The organism is Micromonospora wenchangensis, assembly GCF_002210435.1.
GTDB classification, from domain to species: Bacteria; Actinomycetota; Actinomycetes; order Mycobacteriales; family Micromonosporaceae; genus Micromonospora; species Micromonospora wenchangensis.
The window spans coordinates 38,267-58,909 of sequence record NZ_MZMV01000045.1 but is presented as its reverse complement, the minus strand read 5'-3'; the positions used below and the strand labels follow the sequence as shown (position 1 = coordinate 58,909).

The window sequence follows — 20,643 nt, the reverse complement described above, 5'->3', positions numbered from 1 at the left end:
CGAGGTGGGCCGGTACGGCGGGGCGGGCGGTGGCCGCCGGCCGGGCCCGGGTGACCGGCCCCGTCGGTGCCCGGCCCGGTCCCGCCGGGCCGGCGTGGCCCGTCGTCCCCGGTGCCCGACCCGGTCCGGCCGTGCTGGCGGGTTCCGCCGCCGCGGCGGTCACCGCCGGGGTGGCGTGGGGCGCGGGGCCGGTACCGGGCAGCGCCGGTACGGCGGCGAGGATGCCCAGGCAGTTCACGAAAACCGCGAGGGCCCTGTGGTGTCGTCTCGATGCAGGCATACCAACGAACCTCCGGAGCCGACGTTAGGAGCGCGCACCCTCCGGGCGGGTACGAAGCGCCGAACCCCGCCCGCCGCGCCGACGGATGGCCTACGCTGCGCCGACGCCCCGGTGGTCGGCGGGCGACACCGGGCGTGGGGATAGATTGGCCGGGTGCGTATCGCTCGTTTCGCTCATGCCAAGGGAATGTCGTTCGGGGTCGTCGAGGGCGAGCCGGAGGCCGGGCCGCAGGGCCTGACCGTCGCCGAGATCGAGGGCCACCCGTTCGGGCAGATCCAGTTCTCGGGTGCCCGGTGGGCGCTCTCCGACGTGCGGCTGCTGTCGCCGATCCTGCCCAGCAAGGTGGTCTGTGTGGGGCGTAACTACGCCGAGCACGCCGCCGAGCACGGCAACGAGGTGCCGAAGGAGCCGTTGCTCTTCCTCAAGCCGTCCACCTCGGTGATCGGCCCCCGGGACGCGATCCGGCTGCCGATCTTCTCCAGGCAGGTGGAGCACGAGGCCGAGCTGGCCGTGGTGATCGGCGCGCCGGGTGCCCGCCGGGCCGACCGGGCCACCGCCGCGAAGGCCGTCTTCGGCTACACCTGCGCCAACGACGTCACCGCGCGGGACCTCCAGCGGTCCGACTCGCAGTGGACCCGGGCCAAGGGGTTCGACTCGTTCTGCCCCATCGGTCCCTGGATCACCACCGGTCTCGACGTCTCCGACCTGGAGGTGCGGTGCGAGGTGGGGCGCAACCCGGACGAGATGGAGGTACGTCAGCTCGGCCGGACCAAGGACATGGTGTTCGACGTGCCGGCGCTGGTGTCGTACATCTCGCACGTGATGACGCTGCTGCCCGGCGACGTGGTGCTGACCGGCACCCCGGCCGGGGTTAGTCCGCTCACGGACGGGGATACGGTCACCGTACGGATCGAGGGGATCGGCGAGCTCACCAACTCGGTGGTGCCTGTCGCCTGAGCCGTACGACACCCCTGTTTCCGCAGCTCACAGGCGGTTTGGGGGATTGGATTTGGCCTGTTGGCGCGGGGAGGGTAAAGTTCCTTCCCGGCGCCACAAGGGGCCAATGGGGTATGGGGTAATTGGCAGCCCAACTGATTCTGGTTCAGTTAGTCTAGGTTCGAGTCCTGGTACCCCAGCGCAACCGCGGGTTCACCCGAATCCGTGGACGCTGGATTCTGACGGAGATCGGCTCCGTCCCGTCGCCGGGGCGAAGTTGATCTCTGATAGAGTGCAGCTTCCCCGCCCGGCAGGGCAGGGAAGCACGAGCTATGTTCTGGCCCCGTCGTCTAGTGGCCCAGGACGCCGCCCTCTCAAGGCGGTAGCGCCGGTTCGAATCCGGTCGGGGCTACAACGCTGACAGCCCGTCCCACGTTCGTTGGGGCGGGCTTCTTCGCATCCCGGTGCCTCCGTGTGCGGCGGCTGGGCCCGGCGGGCACCGTGCGGGTGGCCGGCCCCGCGTAGGTGGTTGGCCCACTGCGGGTGGCTGGGTCCGGTGCGGGTGGCCTGGTCCGGTGAGCGTGGCTGGTCCGGTGCGGGTGGCGATGATGCGCCGTCCCGGCCGCCCGGACACCCCGACTTCACCACCCGGGCACCGGCTCGCGCCGGGGTGCCGACCCCCGTCTTTGGGGCCGGGTGCCGGTGCCGTTAGACTAACGCCGCACCGCCCCACGGGGTGGTGAAGCAGAAAAAAGTGCCTGGCCCCGTCGTCTAGTGGCCCAGGACGCCGCCCTCTCAAGGCGGTAGCGCCGGTTCGAATCCGGTCGGGGCTACCACACGATCGGCCCGTCTCGCCCCGCGAGGCGGGCCGATCATCGTTTCCCCTTCCCTCATCCCTCCCGCCCCGCGCGCTCGCCCCGGTGATCAAGAGGTTTGCGTCACGTGATCAAGAAGTTCGCGTCACTTTGATCTCTGAACATGACGCAAACTTCTTGATCACCGGGGCGGGTGGGGTGGAGAGGGGGGCGGGATCCGATGAGGGTGGGGTGGGGGTCAGAGGCCGGAGAGGCGTTGGCCGGCGCGGACGACGGCCATGGCGTGTCGTTCGCCGGGGCGGCGGCCGAGGCGTTCGATCGGGCCGGAGATGCTGATCGAGGCGATCACCCGGCCGGTGCGGTCCCGGATCGGCGCGGAGACGCTCGCCACACCGGCCTCCCGTTCGGCGACGCTCTGCGCCCAGCCCCGGCGGCGTACCTCGGCGAGGGTGCGGCCGGTGAACTTGGACCGGGGCAGCAGCGGCATGACCGCCTCGGGCGGCTCCCAGGCGAGCAGGATCTGCGCCGCGGAGCCGGCCGTCATGGGTAGCACCGAGCCGACCGGCACGGTGTCCCGCAGGCCGCTGGCCCGCTCGGCGGCGGCCACGCAGACCCGTTCGTCGGCCCGGCGCAGGTAGAGCTGGGCGCTCTCCCCGGTGGCGTCGCGCAGCGCGGCGAGCAACGGCTCGGCGGCGGTCAGCAGGACGTCCGGGGCGGCGTTGGCCAGCTCGCCGAGCCGGGGCCCGGGACGCCATCGCCCCTGGGTGTCCCGGACCAGCATCCGGTGGATCTCCAGGGCCTGGGCCAGCCGGTGTGCGGTGGCTCGGGGCAGCTTGGTGCGTTCAACGAGTTCGGCCAGGCTGGCGCCGTCGACACAGGCGGCCAGGATGACCACCGCCTTGTCGAGGACGCCGACACCGCTCATACTGTGTCCCACAAGCCGAAATTTACCTCCCAGAATTTAGGATGTCCAGATGGTGGGAGTCACTCAACCGAGGACCCTGGCCGAGAAGGTCTGGGACGCGCACGTCGTACGGACCGCCGAGGGTGAGCCGGACCTGCTCTACATCGACCTGCACCTGCTGCACGAGGTGACCAGCCCGCAGGCGTTCGACGGGCTGCGCCTGGCCGGTCGAGGGGTCCGTCGTCCCGACCTCACGCTCGCGACCGAGGACCACAACACCCCGACCGGGTACGACGATCCCGCGTTCCGGCTGCGCCGGGGCGACCTGCTGACGATCGCGGACCCGACCTCGCGTACCCAGATCGAGACGTTGCGCCGCAACTGTGCCGAGTTCGGCCTGCGGCTGCACCCCCTGGGCGACGAGAACCAGGGCATCGTGCACGTGATCGGCCCCCAGTTGGGCGTCACCCAGCCAGGCATGACGATCGTCTGTGGCGATTCGCACACCGCCACCCACGGCGCGTTCGGGGCGCTGGCCTTCGGCATCGGCACCAGTGAGGTCGAACACGTCCTGGCCACCCAGACCCTGCCGCAGGCCCGCCCGAAGACCATGGCGGTCAACGTCACCGGCCAGCTCGGCCCCGGCGTCACCGCCAAGGACCTGGTCCTCGCGCTGATCGCCCAGGTGGGCACGGGCGGCGGACGCGGCCACATCGTGGAGTACCGGGGCGAGGCCATCCGGGCGCTGTCGATGGAGGGCCGGATGACGGTGGCGAACATGTCCATCGAGTGGGGCGCCAAGGCGGGCCTGATCGCGCCGGACGAGACCACCTTCGCGTACCTCAAGGGCCGGCCGCACGCGCCGGCCGGGGCCGACTGGGACGCGGCGCTGGCCTACTGGCGGACGCTGCCCACCGACGACGGCGCGACCTTCGACGCCGAGGTGACCCTGGACGCCTCCCGGATCACCCCGTTCGTCACCTGGGGCACCAACCCCGGCCAGGGCGCCCCGCTCGGCGCGGCCGTGCCGGACCCGGAGGAGTTCACCACCGACGCCGAGCGGACCGCCGCGCGCCGGGCCCTGGAGTACATGGACCTCACCCCGGGCACCCCGCTGCGCGACCTCGCCGTCGACGTGGTGTTCGTCGGTTCCTGCACCAACGGCCGGCTGGAGGACCTGCGGGCCGCCGCCGACGTGCTGCGCGGCCACCGGGTCGCCGACGGGGTACGGATGCTGGTGGTGCCCGGCTCCGCCGCCGTGCGGGAGGCCGCCGAGGCGGAGGGCCTGGACAAGGTCTTCGCCGACGCCGGAGCGGAGTGGCGGTTCGCCGGCTGCTCGATGTGCCTGGGCATGAACCCGGACACGCTCAAGCCGGGCGAGCGTTCGGCCTCGACCTCCAACCGCAACTTCGAGGGCCGGCAGGGCCGGGGCGGGCGTACCCACCTGGTGTCCCCGCCGGTCGCCGCCGCCACCGCCGTGACCGGCCGGCTCGCCGCCCCGGCCGATCTGTAGAAGGGCAGCCGAGAGATGGACAAGTTCACCACCCACACCGGCACCGCCGTGCCGCTGCGCCGTTCCAATGTGGACACGGATCAGATCATCCCGGCCGTGTACCTCAAGCGGGTGACCCGTACCGGCTTCGCCGACGGGCTGTTCAACGCCTGGCGGGAGGACCCGGGGTTCGTGCTCAACGACCCCGTCCGGGCCGGGGCGTCGATCCTGGTGGCCGGGCCGGAGTTCGGCACCGGGTCGTCCCGGGAGCACGCCGTCTGGGCGCTGCGCGACTGGGGTTTCCAGGCGGTCATCTCGCCCCGGTTCGGGGACATCTTCCGGGGCAACGCGCTCAAGGAGGGCCTGCTTCCGGTCGAGCTGGAACTGGCCGTGGTCGAGCAGATCTGGGACCGGGTGGAGGCCGACCCGACCACCCCGGTCACCGTCGACCTGACCACCCGTGAGGTCCGCCTCGGGGAGTCCACCTGGCCGTTCCCGCTCGACGACCACAGCCGCTGGCGGCTGATGGAGGGCCTGGACGACATTGGACTCACCCTGCGGCACCTCGCCGACATCGAGGCGTACGAGGCGGGTAGGCCCTCGTTCGCGCCCGCCGTGCGCTAGCCGTACGTCCGATCACGGCACGCATTTCATCCGACCAGCGCGCGGTTTTCGCCCCCACCGGTTCATCCGGTGGGGGCGAATCCGTTACGACACAAGGGCTTTTTTCCACCGAATGTTTGTGTCCAGGCAGCACAGGGCATACGGTGCGCGCAGAATGGCTCGCGTCGAGTCAGTTGCACAATCGGGAGGAAGTCGTGAACAAGGCCGAGCTCATCGAGGCGCTCGCCGCTCGCCTGGGGGACCGGAAGTCGGCGACGGCGGCGCTCGACGCGGTCCTCGCCGAGGTCCAGGCGGCGGTCACCAAGGGCGACAAAGTGGCGATCACCGGATTCGGATCGTTCGAAAAGCGTGTCCGGGCGGCGCGAACAGCGCGCAACCCGCGTACCGGTGAGGCGGTGAAGGTCAAGAAGACATCCGTTCCGGCCTTCAAGCCGGGCGCCGGTTTCAAGGAGATGGTGGCCACCGGCAAGGTGCCGAAGACCGCCGCTCCGGCGAAGAAGACCACCAGCACGGCGGCCGCCAAGGCCACCGGCACGAAGGCCACCGCCGCCAAGGCGACCGGCACCAAGGCCACGGGCGCGAAGGCGACCGGCACCAAGGCCACCGGCACCAAGGCGACCGCCGCCAAGGCGACGGGCACGAAGGCCACCGGGGCGAAGGCGACCGCCGCCAAGAAGACGACGGCGACCGCAGCCCGCAAGACCACCACGGCGAGCGCCACCAAGGCCACCGCCGCGACCAAGGCGGCCACCAAGAAGGCCACACCGGCCAAGAAGACCGCCACGGCGACCAAGTCGACCACCGCCCGCACCCCGGCGGCCAAGAAGGCCACCGCGGCCAAGAGCACGGCCGCCAAGGCGACCGCCGCGAAGAAGGCGCCGGCCAAGAAGGCGCCGGCCCGCAAGGCCGCAGCCAAGCGCTGACAGCGGGTACGACCCGACGGGCGTCCACCGGCACGGTGGACGCCCGTCCGCGTGTTCAGAACCGGTCGGCGGCCAGCAGCCCGTCGGCGGTGAACGCGAGCAGCCAGCCGCCGCCCTTGGCGGTGCCGAAGTCGTCGTCACGCCCCGCCAGCCGGGCCAACGCGCCCGGGATCACCTTGCCCTGGCTGCACACCCCGACCGGCTGCCCGGCGGCGGCCAGCTCGACCAGCCGGCCGGCGGCGGCCAGCGCGCACTCGTCGACCTGCTGGCCCGGCTGCGGCTCGTCGAAGTCACCGCACACCTCGATCGGCAGGTCCAGCGCGGCGGCCGCCGGCCCCAGGGTCTGTACGCACCGACGGGGCGAGGCCGACAGCAGCCGTACCGGCCGGACCAGGGCGACCAGCGGGGCCAACGCGCGCGCCTGGGCGACCCCCTCGGCGTCCAACGGGCGGCCGGTGTCCGGCCCCGACCAGGTGGCCCGCCTGCCGGCGTGCGCGTGCCGCACCAGCGCCACGGTGCCGGTGACCCGGGGCAGGGCGGCGAACGCGGCCAGCACCTGTGCGTCGTGCGGGTAGCTCACCCGTTCGACCGCCGCGTCGACGTCGAGCCAGCACACGTCGTCGACCTCGGTGCCCGGCTGGAACCCGCCGGTGCCCACGGCCCGCATCGACCAGTAGTCGACCAGCTTCGGCCGGCCCTCGCTGCGGTACCGCACGCTGGGCAGCCGGACCTGCGGCACCGCCCGCACGTCGGACTCCTCGGCCACCTCCCGGACGGCGGCCAGCAGCGGATGCTCGCCCCGTTCCAGCTTGCCCTTGGGCAGCGACCAGTCGCCGTAGCGGGGCCGGTGCACGAGACAGACCTCGACCCCGCCGTCGTCGGTCGACCGCCACGCCACCCCACCGGCCGCCCGGATGCCGACCGGCTCCTCGTCCACCATTCTGGTCACCCTACGTCCGTGGAAGCCTCCGTACCGGGCGCTCACCCGGCCGGCCCGCGCTCAGCCGGCGGAACTGCCCACCCGGCGCAGCAGCAGTTCCTGCAGGTCGTGCAGCGGCTCTTCCGGGGTGCCGGTCCGCCGGCTCCAGCTACCGTCGGCGGCCAGCTCGAACGCGTCCACGTCCGGGCTCATCGCCGTGGTCATCACCTGGTCCAGCTCGGCGCGGGCGACCGGGTCGCTGACCTGCACCAGCGCCTCCACCCGGCGGTCGAGGTTGCGGTGCATCAGGTCGGCCGACCCCATCCAGAACTCGGCGTCGCCGTTGTTGCCGAACCGGAAGATCCGCGAGTGTTCCAGGAACCGGCCGAGGATCGAGCGGACCCGGATGTTCTCCGACAGCCCCGGCACCCCCGGCCGCAGCGTGCACATCCCCCGGATCAGCAGGTCCACGTGCACCCCGGCCTGCGACGCCCGGTAGAGCGCGTCGGTGATCTCCTCGTCGACCAGCGAGTTCACCTTGAACTGCACCAGCCCCGGCATGCCCAGCCGGACGTGCGCGATCTCCCGCTCGATCCGCTCCACCAGCCCGCTGCGGATGCCCTGCGGGGCCACCAGCAGCCGCCGGTACGCGGTCTGCCGGCTGTAGCCGGTGAGCACGTTGAACAGGTCGGTCAGGTCCGCGCCGATCTCCGGGTCGGCGGTGAGCACGCCGAAGTCCTCGTACAGCCGGGCGGTCTTGGGGTGGTAGTTGCCGGTGCCGATGTGGCAGTACCGGCGGATCTGGTTGCCCTCCTGGCGTACCACCAGGGCGGTCTTGCAGTGCGTCTTGAGCCCGACCAGGCCGTACACGACGTGGCAGCCGGCCCGTTCCAGGGTGCGCGCCCAGCCGATGTTCGCCACCTCGTCGAAGCGGGCCTTCAGCTCCACCAGCACCACCACCTGCTTGCCGGCGGCGGCGGCGTCGACCAGCGCGTCGACGATCGGGGAGTCCCCGCTGGTGCGGTAGAGGGTCTGCTTGATGGCCAGCACGTTCGGGTCGGCGGCGGCCTGCTCGACGAACCGCTGCACGCTGGTGGCGAACGAGTGGTACGGGTGGTGCACCAGCACGTCGCCGTCGCGCAGGGTGGCGAAGACGCTGCGCGGCACCTCGCCCTCGGCCAGCCGGGGGTGGGTGGCCGGCACGAACGGCTTGTCCTTCAGGTCGGGGCGGTCCGCCTCGCCGTAGAGCTGCCACAGCGCCGACAGGTCCAGCAGGCCCGGCACCCGCAGCACGTCGTGGTCGTCCATGTCCAGCTCGCGGACGAGCAGCTCCAGCATGTGGTCGGAGATGGAGGCGGCGACCTCCAGCCGGACCGGCGGGCCGAACCGCCGCCGGGCCAGCTCCCGTTCGAGGGCCTGGAGCAGGTCCTCGTCGCGGTCCTCGTCGACCTCCACCTCGGCGTTGCGGGTGACCCGGAACAGGTGGCACTCGACCACCTGCATACCGGAGAAGAGCTGCCCCAGGTGCACCGAGATGAGGTCCTCCACGGGCAGCATCCGCAGCCCCGGCTGGTCCCGGCCGACCCGGACGAAGCGGGGCACGTTGTTGGGCACCTTCACCCGGGCGAACAGCTCCGACCCGCCGTCGGGGTCTCGGACCGCCACCGCCAGGTTCAGCGACCGCCCGGAGATGTACGGGAACGGGTGCGCCGGGTCCACGGCGAGCGGGGTGAGCACCGGGAAGATGTGTTCCCGGAAGTAGGTGCGCAGCCGCTCCCGCTCCGGGTCGTCCAGCTCCGCCCAGCGGGTGATCCGGATGTCCTCCCGGGCGAGCTGCGGCAGCAGGTCGTCGACGAAGCAGGCGGCCTGCCGGGCGACCAGCCCGGCGGCGCACTCGGTGATCCGCTCCAGCTGGGTGCGCAGCGGCAGCCGGTCCCCGCCGCGTACCGGCAGGCCGGCGGAGAGCCGGCGCTTGAGCCCGGCCACCCGCACCATGTAGAACTCGTCGAGGTTGCTGGCGAAGATGGCCAGGAACTTGGCCCGTTCCAGCAGCGGCGTGCGCGGGTCCTCGGCCAGGGCCAGCACCCGGCCGTTGAAGTCGAGCCAGGACAACTCCCGGTTGAGGAACCGGTCGGCCGGCAGCGGCGCGACGGCGGGCGGCCCGTCGCCCGTCGACCCGCCACCGGTGGCCGGGCCGTCGGCGGGGCGGTCGTCGGCGTCGAGCACCTCGTCCAGGCCGGCGGAGGCCCCGGCGGCGCTGGCGCCGGGGGAGTCGGGGGCCGTGGCGGAGACCTCCTCCGGGGCGCGGCGGGTGCGGGAACCGCTGCGACGGCGGGTGCCGTTGCGGGTCGGGTCGGCGGCGGCGGACGGGCTGGTGGGGTGCTCGCGAGGGGTGCTCACCCGCTCATAATCACCCGATTACGGTTAACGCAAAATGAACTTGGGCCGCGTTGTTCAGACCATCGTCGGCAACGTCACCCGGACGACCCCGCCGTCCGGATCGGTGTGCACCGTCAACCGTTGGCCGAGGCGGAGCAGCCGCAGCCCGGAGGCGTCGAAGGCGCGGGCCGGGAAGGGCAGCTCGGTGCCGTCGTCGAGCAGCAGCACGCCGGTGCGGCTCTGCGCGTCGAAGGTCGCCACGGTGCCCTGCATGCCAGCACCGTACACCGGCCGGTCGGTGCCGGGCCGTCGGCCGGTCCGGCCGGGGGCCGCCGGGACGACGCCGGTCAGCGCGCCGGTCGCCGGGCCGAGACCGAGCCGGGCCGCGTCGGCCAGGTCGGCGGCGGTGTCCACGTCGCGGCGCAGGCTCGGCCAGTCGCCGGGCAGCGGCACCGCCCCCGAGGCCAGGTGCGCCGCCGCCGAGCCGGCCCCGAACCGGGGCGCAAGCGGCACCCCGGGGGGTGTGGTGAGCAGCACGGTGCCGGTACCGGGGGCGTCGGCCACGAACCGGCGTACCCCCGTCGGGCCGGTGCCGACCGCGTGCAGCGCGGCGGCCAGCTCGACCGGGCGCAGCGCCGGCAGGTCGGCGGTGAGGGCGGCCAGCCAGCTCCGGCCGTCGTCGGCCGCCACCTGCACGCCGTGCCGCAGGGCGGCGTTCAACCCGGCGTCCGGGCGGTCCGGCACCACCCGCGCGCCCGCCGCGCCGACCGTCGCCGCCACCCGCGGGTCGGCGGTGACCACCAGCACCTCGGCCACCGCCGGGCAGGCCAGCACCGCGCCGACCGTGTCGGCCACCAGCGCCAGCGCCAGCTCCTCGTGCGGTACGGCCGGCAGCGCCCCCCGCAACCGGCTCTTCGCCGCGCGGAGCCGCTTCACCGGCACCACCGCCACCCACCTCGCCTGGCCCACGTCGACAATCCTGCCAGCGGCGGCGGTGGTACCCGCACTGGCCGTACCCGGGACGAGCAGGCATGATTTCCGCTGCGGGCACGCAACGGTGGGGGTGCGGCACGCGGGTGGGGTGACAAGGAGGCACGGTGGCACGGCGCAGGCTGGGTTTCTGGCGACGGTTCGCCGTGGCGCTGGTCAAGCCCGTGATGCTGGCCTGGACCCGGCGCACCTGGCACGGGGTCGAGCAGCTGCGCCGCCCCGGGGGCATCATCATCGTGCCCAACCACATCTCGCACGCCGACCCGCTGGTCTGCGCCCACTTCATCTACGACGCGGGCCGGTGGCCGCAGTTCCTCGGCAAGGCCAGCGTGTTCCGGGTGCCGGTGGTCGGCTACATCCTGCACCGCTGCCGGCAGATCCCGGTGGAGCGGGAGACCGCCACCGCGGTCAAGTCGCTGGACCGGCTGGTCGCCGCGCTGGACGCCGGCGGCGCGGTGGTGATCTATCCGGAGGGCACCATCACCCAGGAGCCGGAGCTGTGGCCGATGAAGGGCAAGACCGGGGCGGCCCGGCTGGCCCTGGCCACCGGCGCACCGGTGGTCCCGGTGGTGATGTGGGGGCCGGAACGTCTCTTCGACCCGCGTACCGGCCGGGTGGGCCTGCGGCCCCGGACCCCGGTGACGGTGCTGGCCGGCCCGCCGGTCGACCTCGACCGGTGGGCGGGGGCCACCCCCAGCCGGGTGGTGCTGGAGGAGATGACCGACCAGATCATGCTGACCCTGCGGGACCTGCTCGCCGGGGTGCGGGGTGGCACACCGCCGCCGCTGTGGGAACGTCCCGTCCGTCCGCGTACTCCCGAGGGGACCGAATGAGCGAGTGGATCGACCGGCGCGACGCAGGGGCAGGGGTGGCGTGAGCGGGCACGTGGCGGTGCTGGGGGCCGGTTCCTGGGGTACGGCGTTCGCCAAGATCCTCGCCGACGCCGGTCGGGAGGTGACCATCCTCGCCCGGCGGGAGAAGGTCGCCGAGGCGATCCGCACCCACCGGCGCAACCCCGACTACCTGCCGGAGCTGCGGCTGCCCGACCGGGTCACCGCGACCGGCGACGCGGCCAAGGCGATCTCCGGCGCGGAGCTGGTGGTGCTGTCGGTGCCGTCGCAGACGCTGCGCGGCAACCTCGCCGAGTGGGCCGGCCACCTCGCCCCGGACGCCACCCTGGTCTCCCTGATGAAGGGGATCGAGCTGGGCACCACCCGGCGGATGAGCGAGGTGATCGTGGAGACCGCCCGGGTCACCCCGGACCGGGTGGTGGTGGTCTCCGGCCCCAACCTGGCCCCCGAGATCGCCGTCGAACAGCCGGCCGCGACGGTGGTCGCCGGCACCGACGCCCGCCGCGCCGAACTGGTGCAGCAGTCGATCCGGACCCCGTACTTCCGGCCGTACACCAACGACGACGTGATCGGCTGCGAGCTGGGCGGGGCGGTCAAGAACGTGATCGCCCTGTCGTACGGGATCGCCACCGCGATGGGCTTCGGCGACAACACCCGGGCCATGCTGATGACCCGGGGGCTGGCCGAGACGGCCCGGCTGGGGGTGGCGCTCGGCGCCGACCCGATCACCTTCGCCGGCCTGGCCGGCATGGGTGACCTGGTGGCCTCCTGCTCGTCGCCGCTGGCCCGCAACCGCACCTTCGGCGAGCACCTGGGCCGGGGGGAGACGCTGGAGCAGGCGCAGGCGGCCACCCGGCAGACCGCCGAGGGGGTCAAGAGCTGCCTGGCCATCCGGGACCTGGCCCGCGCGCACGGGGTGGAGATGCCGATCACCGAGCAGATCGAGCGGATCTGCCACGAGGGGATGGACCCGAGGCTCGCGGTGGACGCCCTGATGAGCCGGACCGCCAAGCCGGAGTCGTACGAGTGAGCGGCCCGCCGACCGGGCCCGGCGACCCGGCGACGCACTGGCACGACGGCACCCGGTGCGTGCACGCCGGGCTGCCCGAGCCGGAGCCGGGGCAGCCGTTCCTGCCCGGCCCGGTCTTCGCCGCGCCGTACCACCTCGACCCGTGGCAGGGGCCGGCCACGACACCGAACGGCTACGGCCGTCCGGACAATCCGACCCGGCGGCTGCTGGAGGCGGCCATCGGCGAGCTGGAGGGCGGCGACTGCCTGGTGTTCGCCTCCGGGCAGGCCGCCATCACCGGCCTGCTGCTGGCCGTGCTGCGCCCCGGTGACACCGTGCTGCTGCCCGCCGACGGCTACTTCCCGGTCCGGGCGTTCGCCACCGCCACCCTCGCCGCGCTGGGGGTGCGGGTCGGGTTCGTGCCCACCGCCGGGCCGTACCCGTCGTGGGACGGCGTACGGCTGGTGCTGCTGGAGACCCCGGCGAACCCGGGCCTGGACGTGGCCGACATCGCCGCCGTGGCCGACGCGGCGCACGCGGCCGGCGCGCTGGTGGCGGTGGACAACACCACCGCCACCCCGCTGGGGCAGCGCCCGTTGGACCTCGGCGCGGACCTGGTGGTCGCCTCCGGCACCAAGGCGTTGACCGGCCACTCCGATCTCCTGCTCGGCTACGTGGCGTCCCGGTCGGCGGAGCTGCTGGAGACGGTGACCGGGTGGCGGACCACCACCGGCGCGGTGCCCGGCGCGTTCGACGCCTGGCTGGCCCACCGCTCGCTGGCCACCCTGGACCTGCGGCTGGCCCGGCAGTCCGCCAACGCGGCGGCCCTGGCCGACCTGCTCGCCGGTCGGCCCGAGGTGACCGGGCTGCGCTGGCCGGGCCGCCCGGACGACCCGGCGTACCCGGTGGCGTCGCGGCAGCTGCGCCGGATGCCCGGGGTGCTCTCGTTCGACCTCGGCGACGCCGACCGGGTGGCCCGGTTCGTCGCCGCGTCCCGGCTGGTCGCCGCCGCGACCTCGTTCGGCGGCCTGCACACCAGCGCCGACCGGCGGGCGCAGTGGGGCGACGACACCGCTCCCGGGTTCGTCCGGCTCTCCTGCGGGGTGGAGGACACCGCCGACCTGGTCGCCGACGTGACCGCCGCACTGGACAGCGCGGGGGCGGCCGGTCCGCTATCGTGATGCCGGCCCGCACGGGCCCCGACCGGAGGAGGTGAGTCCGATCCACCAGACGTCAGGACCGGCGCTCCCCGTCGAGTCCCGTCGCTGCGGCAACGGAGTCCCGTCGCCGCGGTAGCGACGGTGGGAGCGCCGACGTGCGCTCCCGAAAGGCATCACCATGGCATCCGATCCGTTCCCCCACGACCCCGCCGCCCTCGTCGCCCGGCTGCGCGCCGCCGGCTGCGTCTACGCCGAGGACGAGGCCGCACTGCTCACCGCCGCCGCCGACTCGCCGCAGGCGCTCGCCGACCTCACCGACCGGCGGATCGCCGGCGAACCGTTGGAACACCTGCTCGGATGGGCCGAGTTCTGCGGCCGTCGGGTCGCCGTCGACCCGGGGGTGTTCGTCCCCCGGGCCCGGACCGCGCTGCTGGTGGAGGCCGCCGCGTCGGTCGCCGGCCCGGCCCCGGCGCTGGTCGACCTCTGCTGCGGTTCGGGGGCGATCAGCGTCGCGCTGGTCGACCGGCTCGCCCCACGCTGGCTAGCCGCCGTCGACGTGGACCCGGTCGCCGTCGCCTGCGCCCGCCGCAACCTGGCCGGCCGGGACGTCACCGTCGTGCAGGGCGACCTGTACGACCCGCTGCCGCCCGACTGGCGGGGCCGGTTGGACGTGGTGGTCGCCAATGCCCCGTACGTGCCGACCCCGGCGGTGGCGCTGCTGCCGGCGGAGGCCCGGCTGCACGAGGCGTCGGTGGCGCTGGACGGGGGTGTCGACGGGCTGGCGGTGCTGCGCCGGGTCGCCGCGGGTGCGGTGGACTGGCTGCGGCCCGGCGGGCACCTGGTGGTGGAGGTCAGCGCCGGGCAGGCCGAGGCGCTGTGTGCCGCGATGACCGGTCTGGGGCTGCTGCCGAGGGTGCTGCACGCCGACCGGTGGGACGCGACGGGAGTCCTGGCCCGCCGACCGGAGTGAGCCGCCGCGCCGGCCCCGTGCTGCCGCGCCGGTCCCGTGCCGTCGGCGAGGGGCCGGTCGTCCTGGTGCGGGGCCGGTCGTCCCCGGCCGGGCGGTCGGCGGGATTGCCGCACGTGGGGCGTGACGGGCGGTGGGAACGGGAACTAACCTCGCAGCAGGCCCGGTCGGAGGTGGCGGATGGTCAGCGTGGACGTGCCGGTGGTGGTCGGCCTCGACAACGGTGGCACCAGCAACAACGCCACGGTGCTCCGCCTGGACGGCCGGTTCCTGGTCGACGGGTTGGTGGAGACCCCCAGCGAGGTGACCGCCGGCCCGCAGGCGGCCATCGAGGCGCTGGCCGGCGCGTTCGACGGGGTGCTGGCCCACGCCGGGGTGCCCCGGGGGCTGGTCCGGGCGGTCGGGTTGGACACCCCCGGCCCGGCCAGCGCGACAGGGGTCATCTCGTCGCGGGGCTCGACGAACTTCGCCCAGCCCGCCTGGCACGGCTTCGACGTGCGCGGGGCGTTGGAGCGGCGGCTCCGGCTGCCGGTGATCTACCACAACGACGGCAACGCCGCGGCGCTCTACGCCCACCACGTCCACTTCGGAGCGGACGCGGCGACCCGGTCGTCGGTGGCGGCGATCGTGGGCACCGGGCTCGGCGGCGCGGTGGTGGTCGACGGCCGGGTGGTCACCGGCGCGGCCGGGATGGCCGGCGAGTTCGGTCACGTGCACATCCCGCTGGCCGGGCTGCTCGCCCCCGACCAGCCCGAACCGCGCTGCGCCTGCGGTTTCGCCGGTGACGCGGAGAGCGTCGCCTCGCTGACCGCGATCCGGCGCAACCTGCTGCCGTACTGGCTGTCCCGGTATCCGGGGCACCCGCTGGCGCAGGAGCCGCCCGAGCGGGCCGCCACCCTGCTGCGCGGGTACGCCGAGCGGGGCGACGCGCTGGCCCGGGAGGTCTTCGCCCAGCAGGCGGCGGCGCTCGGCCGGCTGTTCACCATCGCGGCCAACTTCACCGATCCGCACGCGTACTTCGTCGGCGGTGGGGTGGTGGAGGCGGCACCGGAGTTCCGGGACTGGTTCGTCGACACCGTCCGCGCGCACACCGTGCTGCGCCAGGAGCAGGCCGCGCTGGCCACCTTCGCGCTGGTGCCGGACCGGGACATGGCCGGCGCGCGGGGGGTGGCCATCGCCGCCGCCGAGGCGGTCCGCCCCGCCGCGACCCCGCCCCGGTCGACTGACCCGGCCCCGCCCCCGCACCCCTGACGACGGGGCGGAGGCGGGGCCGGGGTGGTCAGCGGCGCGGCGGGGCGGTGGCGAAGGCGGACCAGGCGGCGGGCGGGAAGATCAGCACCGGGCCGCCCGGGTCCTTGGAGTCGCGGACCGCGACCCGGCCCGGCAGCGACGCCAGCTCGACGCAGGCCCCCTCGTCCCCGCTGTGGCTGCTCTTGCGCCAGGCGGCCCCGGACAGGGCCCCGCCGATCGTCGGTGTCATCGGTCTCCTACCGTCCCTTCATCAGTTGCACGAGTTGGTCGCGGCTGTCGGCCGGGCTGAGCGCGACGGTCCGCAGGTGTTCCATGATCTTGGTGCAGGTACGCAGGTCACCCGGCCGGTCCAGGACCATCTGACCGGCGACCGTCTCCACCGAGGCGATCAGCGGGTCCTCCGGGTCGGCGAACTCCAGGATGTGCAGCGAGCCCCGGGTGCCCCGGTGGTAGCCGGCGGCGAGCGGGATCACCTGGACTGTGACGTTCGGCAGTTCCGAGGTCTTGAGCAGGTGGCTGAGCTGCGCCTGCATCACCGTCCGGTCGCCCACCGGGCGCAGCAGCGCGCCCTCGTCGATGATCGCGTCGAAGATCGGCGGTTCGGCGGCGGTGATCCGCTGTTGCCGGTCCAGCCGGAGCTTGACCCGCTGCTCGACCTGCTCGTCGGTGAGGGTGTGCGGCCCGCCCCGCATCACGCCCCGGATGTAGTCGGCGGTCTGGAGCAGACCCGGCACGATGGACGGTTCGAAGTTGGCGATCGCGGTGGCCTCGGCCTCCAGCGCGATGAAGTCGATGGTGCGTTTGTCGAGCAGGTGTGAGTAGGGCACCCACCAGCCGGGCTTGCGGGTGTCCTTGGCCAGCTGGACCGCGGCGGCGATCTCGTCGGGCCTGACCCCGTAGAGGCTGAGCAGCGCGCGGACGGTGGCCGGGCTGACCAGCGTCTGCGCGTTCTCGTAGCGGCTGAGCGTGCTGCGGGTGCTGTTGATCTCGTCGGCGGCGGCCTCCAGGGTGAGGCCTGCCGCTTCCCGGTGGGCGCGCAGGGCGATGCCCAGGCGGCGAGCCCGGGCGGTCTTCGGTGCCATACGTAGATGGTGACACAGGTCGATGGGAAGACGTGCATGAGAGAAGGTGCGATGAGAGTTGCATTCACGCCTGTGCACCTGTCAACCTGTAACGGAGTCCTCACCAGCGGTTGTCGTGGCGACGGCGATGGTGAGTGACCGGAGGGGATGAGGCGCGTGGCGATCGGGTTTACTCCCCCGTTCCCGATCGCCACGTGCCGCCGCCGCATGCGTCGAGAAAGGACTTCCAACAGTGAGGGGTCTGGTGACGGCGATGACGCGGTTCCTGGTGGTGCTCAGCGACGTCCGGCCGGTGGAGACGCCCACCCGCGACGAGCGGGCCCGGCCCGAGCGCCGGCGGCAGGTGGTAGGCGCCAGCAGCCGGGAGGCCGCCGACCGGATAGCCGGGGCGTTCATGGCCCTGGGCATGGTCCGGGCCGGGCGGCAGCGGGTGAAGGTGATCGCGGTCGGACGGGGGCGCGGCAACCGCCCCCACCGGCCCTGATCGTCACGTAACGTATCGGGTCGGATGACCGTTTGCGAGGGTCGCTCGCTTCCTGCCGGGTATCACCATCGGCCCGCCGCAACCCACAGTAAGGTCAGTCGGGTGAGCGCAACTGACGGCTCCGCAGTCGCGTACCGAGAGGTGACCCGAGTGACCACCCCAGGCAAGACCCGCGTGGCGATCGTGTTCGGCGGACGCAGCCCCGAGCACGGCATCTCCTGCGTCAGCGCGGGCAGCGTGCTCGGCGCGCTCGACCCCGACGAGTACGACGTGGTGCCGGTCGGCATCACCCGGCAGGGCCAGTGGGTGCTGACCAGCGGGGACCCGGGCGAACTGGCGATCCGGGCGCGCAGGCTCCCGGAGGTCACCGCCGGTGCCGGGGCGGAGGTGGTGCTCCGCGCCGACCCCACCGCCGGTGGCCTGCTGGTGCTCGACCCGGCCGAGGGCCCCCGCGCGCTCGCCGACGTGGACGTGGTCTTCCCGGTGCTGCACGGCGCGTACGGCGAGGACGGCACCATCCAGGGCATGCTGGAGATGGCCGACATCCCGTACGTCGGCGCGAACGTCTTCGCCTCCGCCGCCGCGATGGACAAGGAGTTCACCAAGAAGCTCTGCGCCGCCGAGGGTATCCCGGTCGGCCCGTACGCGGTGCTGCGCAACGGGATGACCCTCAGCGAGGCCGACAAGCAGCGGCTGGGCCTGCCGGTCTTCGTCAAGCCGTCCCGGGCCGGCTCGTCGTTCGGCATCACCCGGGTCGACGACTGGGCGCGGCTCGACGACGCGGTCGCCGTCGCCCGGGAGATCGACACCAAGGTGCTCGTCGAGGCCGCGGTCGTCGGCCGGGAGATCGAGTGCGGCGTGCTGGAGGGCGAGGCCGGCGGCGCGCCCGAGGCGTCCGTGCTGGCCGAGGTCCGGATGGTCGGCGACCGCGAGTGGTACGACTTCGAGGCCAAGTACCTCTTCGCCGACGAGGTCTGCGAGTACGACGTCCCCGCCGCCCTGCCCGACCGGGTCACCCACCAGGTCCAGGAGTACGCCACCCGCGCCTTCACCGCGCTGGACTGCTCCGGCCTGGCCCGGGTCGACTTCTTCGTCACCCCCGACCTGGACGTCTACCTCAACGAGATCAACACGATGCCCGGGTTCACCCCGACGTCGATGTTCCCCCGGATGTGGGCGGCCAGCGGCCTGGAGTATCCCAAGCTGGTCAACCGGCTGATCCGCACGGCGCTGCACCGGCACTGACCGCCGCGCCGGTCGCCGCCGGTGCATCTCGTCGTCGACGCCCCCGTCCGGGGGCGTCGACAGGCGTGTCCCGGGTCGTCCGGGGATCGCCCCGACCGGAGTTCGACGCGGCCTGTCGCATATCCCAGGGCTGACAAAATCGGCGTCGGTTATGGCGTCCCCGGTGGTGCGGCACGAATTCCTGACAACAATTGCCCGTCATTGTGATCAATAGTTGGACCTCAATATGCTGCCGGAGTTCGGATAGCTGCAAGGGGCATAGGAGGTCCTCTTGAAATCCGCTCTGCGTTGGTCGGTGAGTGCCGGTGCGGCATTCACCCTCATCCTGGCCGGTGCGCCGGCAGCCGAGGCGAATTCGACCACGGTCGACGGGAAAGGGAACATCACGGCGATCGCCCGCACCCTCGACGGGCGGGCGATCACCAATGAGAAGATCGCCAAGGAGGTCGCCGACTTCTGGACCCCGGAACGCATGGCGTCCGCAGTGGACCTGGACTTCCCGAAGTCGGCGCGGGCCACCACGTCGTCGAGCCGCGCGCCGCGGCCCACCGGTCCGGCCGGCACGGTCGCACCGGTGGCCCCGAGCATCGCCGGTGGCCCCCGGACGATGCTGAACGAGGCGGTGACCGTGGGCAAGGTCTACTTCACCGTCCCCGGCGGCGGCACCGCCTCCTGCTCGGCCAGCACCGTCGCCAGCACCAAGCGGCGGCTGGTGGTGACCGCCGGCCACTGCGTACACCAGGGCGCCGGCGGCGGGTGGTACTCCAACTGGCAGTTCGTCCCCAGGTACCGCAACGGCGTGCGGCCGTTCGGCACCTTCGTGGCCTACAGCCTCTCCACCCGGGGCGCGTGGGCCAGCTCGTCGAGCTACGCCGAGGACATGGGCATCGCGGTGATGTCCAACGGCGGCACGTACAACGCCAAGGTCGTCGACACCGTCGGCGGTAACGGGCTGCGCTGGAACTGGGGCTACTCCGTGGCGGTCACCGCCCTGGGCTACCCGTCCAACCTCGGCGGCGGTGAGAGCCAGCAGTACTGCCAGAGCACGACCTGGGACGCCGGTGGCCAGCAGATCCGGATGTACTGCAACATGACCTACGGTTCCAGCGGTGGCCCCTGGTTGCAGGAATACAACGACTCGATCGGTGCCGGCTACATCAACAGCACCGTCAGCCACGGCGACAATCCGGGTAACGGGCAATTCGACGGACCCTACTACGACGACGACATCAAGAGCCTGTACGACTACGCCGAAGCCGGCTCACCCGCGTAAATCACCCTCCCCGCACCGGAGCCCCGGCCGTCGGCCGGGGCTCCGGTCTTTTCCGGAGGTCGGGAATGCGCCTGTCGGGTCGATACAGCGGTATTCCGTGGCCCCGAAACCGCTGTTCCGGCCTGATGGTGGGGCGGCCCAACGGAGGGCGTCGGTCAGGGGGTGGCCAGCACCTCGCGGAGCTTCGCGGCGAACTCCCGGGGCCTGCCGGCGTAGCCGGCGTGACCGCCGAGGAAGCCGCCGTGGTGGCTCGGGAACACCGTCGCCTCCTGGCCGAGCAGGTGGGCGGTACCGACGGCCGTCCGGGCGGTGTACGTCCCGGTCGACTCCTCGCCGACCGCGATGACGATCCGGGTCGGTGCGGCGGTGAGCGCCGCCGCGTCGGGGCGGTAGTCGGTGACCGGCCACGAGTTCTTCGACAGCAGCGGATCGTCCCGGCTGCCGTCGTCGTCGGTCGGCAGGCCGAACGTCGCCGGGTCGGGCTCGGGCTGGGCGAAGTAGGCGTCGGTGAACTCGCCCTGCCACGACGTCATCGTGATGAACGCGGCCATTCCCGCCCCGGCGCCCCTCGCCTGGTACGCCTCGTGGAAGGCGGCCCGCGCGCGCTCGGCGGCAGCGGCGTCGGGCAGCACGGCGTTGACGGGCGGCTCGTGCGCCACCAGCGTGACGACGTCGTCGGGGTGGGCCGCGACCAGGGCGAGCGCGGTCACCGCGCCGCCGCTGCTGGCGAACATGTCGACCGGACCGGCGTCGAGCGCCCCGATCAGGTGGTGCAGGTCGTCGGCCTGCTGCTGGGGCGTGTGCTCGGACCGGCCGTCGGTGCGGACGCTGCGGCCCAGGCCGCGCGGGTCGTAGGTGACCACCGTGCGGTCGGCGAACTGGGCGGCGAGCGCGTCGAAGCCCTCGGCCGTCATCGGCTGGCCGATCATGACCAGGGCGGGACGCCCGTCGGCCGGGGGGAGCGGGCCGCGGACGTCGTAGACCAGTTCCACTCCCGGCAGGGTGAGCGTGTGCGTCCTCGTCATGGCGCTGAGCCTACGACCGGCCCCCGACACCGTC

18 protein-coding genes, 3 tRNA genes and 2 pseudogenes are annotated in these 20,643 nt (G+C 73.2%); 15 read left to right on the top strand and 8 right to left on the bottom strand.

Annotated features, from left to right (window positions below):
* Positions 1-238, bottom strand: a pseudogene (locus B5D80_RS33950) (hypothetical protein); the annotation flags it as partial.
* 195 nt (positions 239-433) lie between these two features.
* On the opposite strand from B5D80_RS33950, the gene B5D80_RS23415 reads away from it, so the two are divergent.
* The 4 genes from B5D80_RS23415 to B5D80_RS23400 all read left to right on the top strand — a co-directional run bounded on the left by B5D80_RS23415 (position 434) and on the right by B5D80_RS23400 (position 2,052).
* Positions 434-1,237: a fumarylacetoacetate hydrolase family protein gene (locus B5D80_RS23415; protein WP_088646079.1), complete on the top strand. Its 804-nt coding sequence runs from the start codon at positions 434-436 to the stop codon at positions 1,235-1,237.
* 107 nt (positions 1,238-1,344) lie between these two features.
* A tRNA-Gln gene (locus B5D80_RS23410) sits at positions 1,345-1,416 on the top strand.
* Positions 1,417-1,555: 139 nt separating this feature from the next.
* Positions 1,556-1,628 (top strand) — tRNA-Glu (locus B5D80_RS23405).
* A 348-nt stretch (positions 1,629-1,976) separates the two neighbouring features.
* Positions 1,977-2,052 (top strand) — tRNA-Glu (locus B5D80_RS23400).
* Between the two features lie 217 nt (positions 2,053-2,269).
* On the opposite strand, the gene B5D80_RS23395 is transcribed toward B5D80_RS23400, so the two are convergent.
* Positions 2,270-2,956 (bottom strand): IclR family transcriptional regulator, encoded by a 687-nt coding sequence (locus B5D80_RS23395; protein WP_088646078.1) that lies wholly within the window; start codon positions 2,954-2,956, stop codon positions 2,270-2,272.
* 49 nt (positions 2,957-3,005) lie between these two features.
* On the opposite strand from B5D80_RS23395, the gene leuC reads away from it, so the two are divergent.
* From leuC to B5D80_RS23380, 3 genes are all read left to right on the top strand, one after another.
* Positions 3,006-4,448 carry a 3-isopropylmalate dehydratase large subunit gene (gene leuC, locus B5D80_RS23390; RefSeq protein WP_088646077.1) on the top strand — a complete coding sequence of 481 codons (1,443 nt, stop codon included), beginning with the start codon at positions 3,006-3,008 and terminating at the stop codon, positions 4,446-4,448.
* Positions 4,449-4,463: 15 nt separating this feature from the next.
* Positions 4,464-5,051 (top strand): 3-isopropylmalate dehydratase small subunit, encoded by a 588-nt coding sequence (gene leuD / locus B5D80_RS23385; RefSeq protein ID WP_088646076.1) that lies wholly within the window; start codon positions 4,464-4,466, stop codon positions 5,049-5,051.
* 194 nt (positions 5,052-5,245) lie between these two features.
* A complete protein-coding gene (locus B5D80_RS23380) occupies positions 5,246-5,974 on the top strand; it encodes an HU family DNA-binding protein (protein ID WP_169733095.1) in 729 nt (242 codons plus the stop codon).
* A gap of 55 nt (positions 5,975-6,029) precedes the next feature.
* Here B5D80_RS23380 and B5D80_RS23375 read toward each other — a convergent pair whose 3' ends face one another.
* From B5D80_RS23375 to cofC, 3 genes and pseudogenes are all read right to left on the bottom strand, one after another.
* Complete coding sequence (locus tag B5D80_RS23375) at positions 6,030-6,914, bottom strand: NUDIX hydrolase (protein WP_088646074.1); 885 nt, start codon at positions 6,912-6,914, stop codon at positions 6,030-6,032.
* A 60-nt stretch (positions 6,915-6,974) separates the two neighbouring features.
* Entirely contained in the window at positions 6,975-9,293 is a 2,319-nt protein-coding gene (locus tag B5D80_RS23370) for an RNA degradosome polyphosphate kinase (RefSeq protein ID WP_088646073.1), read from the bottom strand.
* A gap of 294 nt (positions 9,294-9,587) precedes the next feature.
* A pseudogene (gene cofC, locus B5D80_RS34500) lies at positions 9,588-10,241 on the bottom strand (2-phospho-L-lactate guanylyltransferase); the annotation flags it as partial.
* A gap of 128 nt (positions 10,242-10,369) precedes the next feature.
* Between cofC and B5D80_RS23360 the strand changes: the two are divergent.
* From B5D80_RS23360 to B5D80_RS23340, 5 genes are all read left to right on the top strand, one after another.
* On the top strand, positions 10,370-11,095 hold the full coding sequence (locus B5D80_RS23360) for a lysophospholipid acyltransferase family protein (protein WP_088646071.1): 726 nt from the start codon (positions 10,370-10,372) through the stop codon (positions 11,093-11,095).
* A gap of 40 nt (positions 11,096-11,135) precedes the next feature.
* Entirely contained in the window at positions 11,136-12,143 is a 1,008-nt protein-coding gene (locus B5D80_RS23355; RefSeq protein ID WP_088646070.1) for an NAD(P)H-dependent glycerol-3-phosphate dehydrogenase, read from the top strand.
* Positions 12,140-13,303, top strand: coding sequence for a cystathionine gamma-lyase (locus B5D80_RS23350; RefSeq protein WP_088646069.1), 1,164 nt, complete (start codon positions 12,140-12,142; stop codon positions 13,301-13,303). The genes B5D80_RS23355 and B5D80_RS23350 overlap by 4 nt, the downstream gene beginning before the upstream one ends.
* A 157-nt stretch (positions 13,304-13,460) precedes the next feature.
* The gene (locus B5D80_RS23345) at positions 13,461-14,252 is read left to right on the top strand and encodes a putative protein N(5)-glutamine methyltransferase (protein WP_088646068.1); all 792 of its coding nucleotides are present in this window, start codon (positions 13,461-13,463) and stop codon (positions 14,250-14,252) included.
* A gap of 177 nt (positions 14,253-14,429) precedes the next feature.
* Positions 14,430-15,500 (top strand): ROK family protein, encoded by a 1,071-nt coding sequence (locus tag B5D80_RS23340; protein WP_088646067.1) that lies wholly within the window; start codon positions 14,430-14,432, stop codon positions 15,498-15,500.
* A gap of 28 nt (positions 15,501-15,528) precedes the next feature.
* Here the strand turns inward: B5D80_RS23340 and B5D80_RS23335 are convergent, their stop codons facing one another.
* Positions 15,529-15,729 carry a DUF397 domain-containing protein gene (locus B5D80_RS23335; RefSeq protein WP_088646066.1) on the bottom strand — a complete coding sequence of 67 codons (201 nt, stop codon included), beginning with the start codon at positions 15,727-15,729 and terminating at the stop codon, positions 15,529-15,531.
* Between the two features lie 7 nt (positions 15,730-15,736).
* Positions 15,737-16,582, bottom strand: coding sequence for a helix-turn-helix domain-containing protein (locus B5D80_RS23330; RefSeq protein ID WP_088646065.1), 846 nt, complete (start codon positions 16,580-16,582; stop codon positions 15,737-15,739).
* 253 nt (positions 16,583-16,835) lie between these two features.
* Between B5D80_RS23330 and B5D80_RS23325 the strand changes: the two genes are divergently transcribed.
* The 3 genes from B5D80_RS23325 (at position 16,836) to B5D80_RS23315 (ending at position 19,584) form a co-directional block, all read left to right on the top strand.
* Positions 16,836-17,066: a hypothetical protein gene (locus B5D80_RS23325; protein WP_088646064.1), complete on the top strand. Its 231-nt coding sequence runs from the start codon at positions 16,836-16,838 to the stop codon at positions 17,064-17,066.
* A 150-nt stretch (positions 17,067-17,216) separates the two neighbouring features.
* On the top strand, positions 17,217-18,311 hold the full coding sequence (locus B5D80_RS23320) for a D-alanine--D-alanine ligase family protein (RefSeq protein WP_088646063.1): 1,095 nt from the start codon (positions 17,217-17,219) through the stop codon (positions 18,309-18,311).
* Between the two features lie 295 nt (positions 18,312-18,606).
* Positions 18,607-19,584, top strand: coding sequence for a trypsin-like serine peptidase (locus B5D80_RS23315; protein ID WP_245854919.1), 978 nt, complete (start codon positions 18,607-18,609; stop codon positions 19,582-19,584).
* 155 nt (positions 19,585-19,739) lie between these two features.
* Here B5D80_RS23315 and B5D80_RS23310 read toward each other — a convergent pair whose 3' ends face one another.
* Positions 19,740-20,609 carry an alpha/beta fold hydrolase gene (locus B5D80_RS23310; protein WP_088646061.1) on the bottom strand — a complete coding sequence of 290 codons (870 nt, stop codon included), beginning with the start codon at positions 20,607-20,609 and terminating at the stop codon, positions 19,740-19,742.
* Between the last annotated feature and the right edge of the window lie 34 nt (positions 20,610-20,643).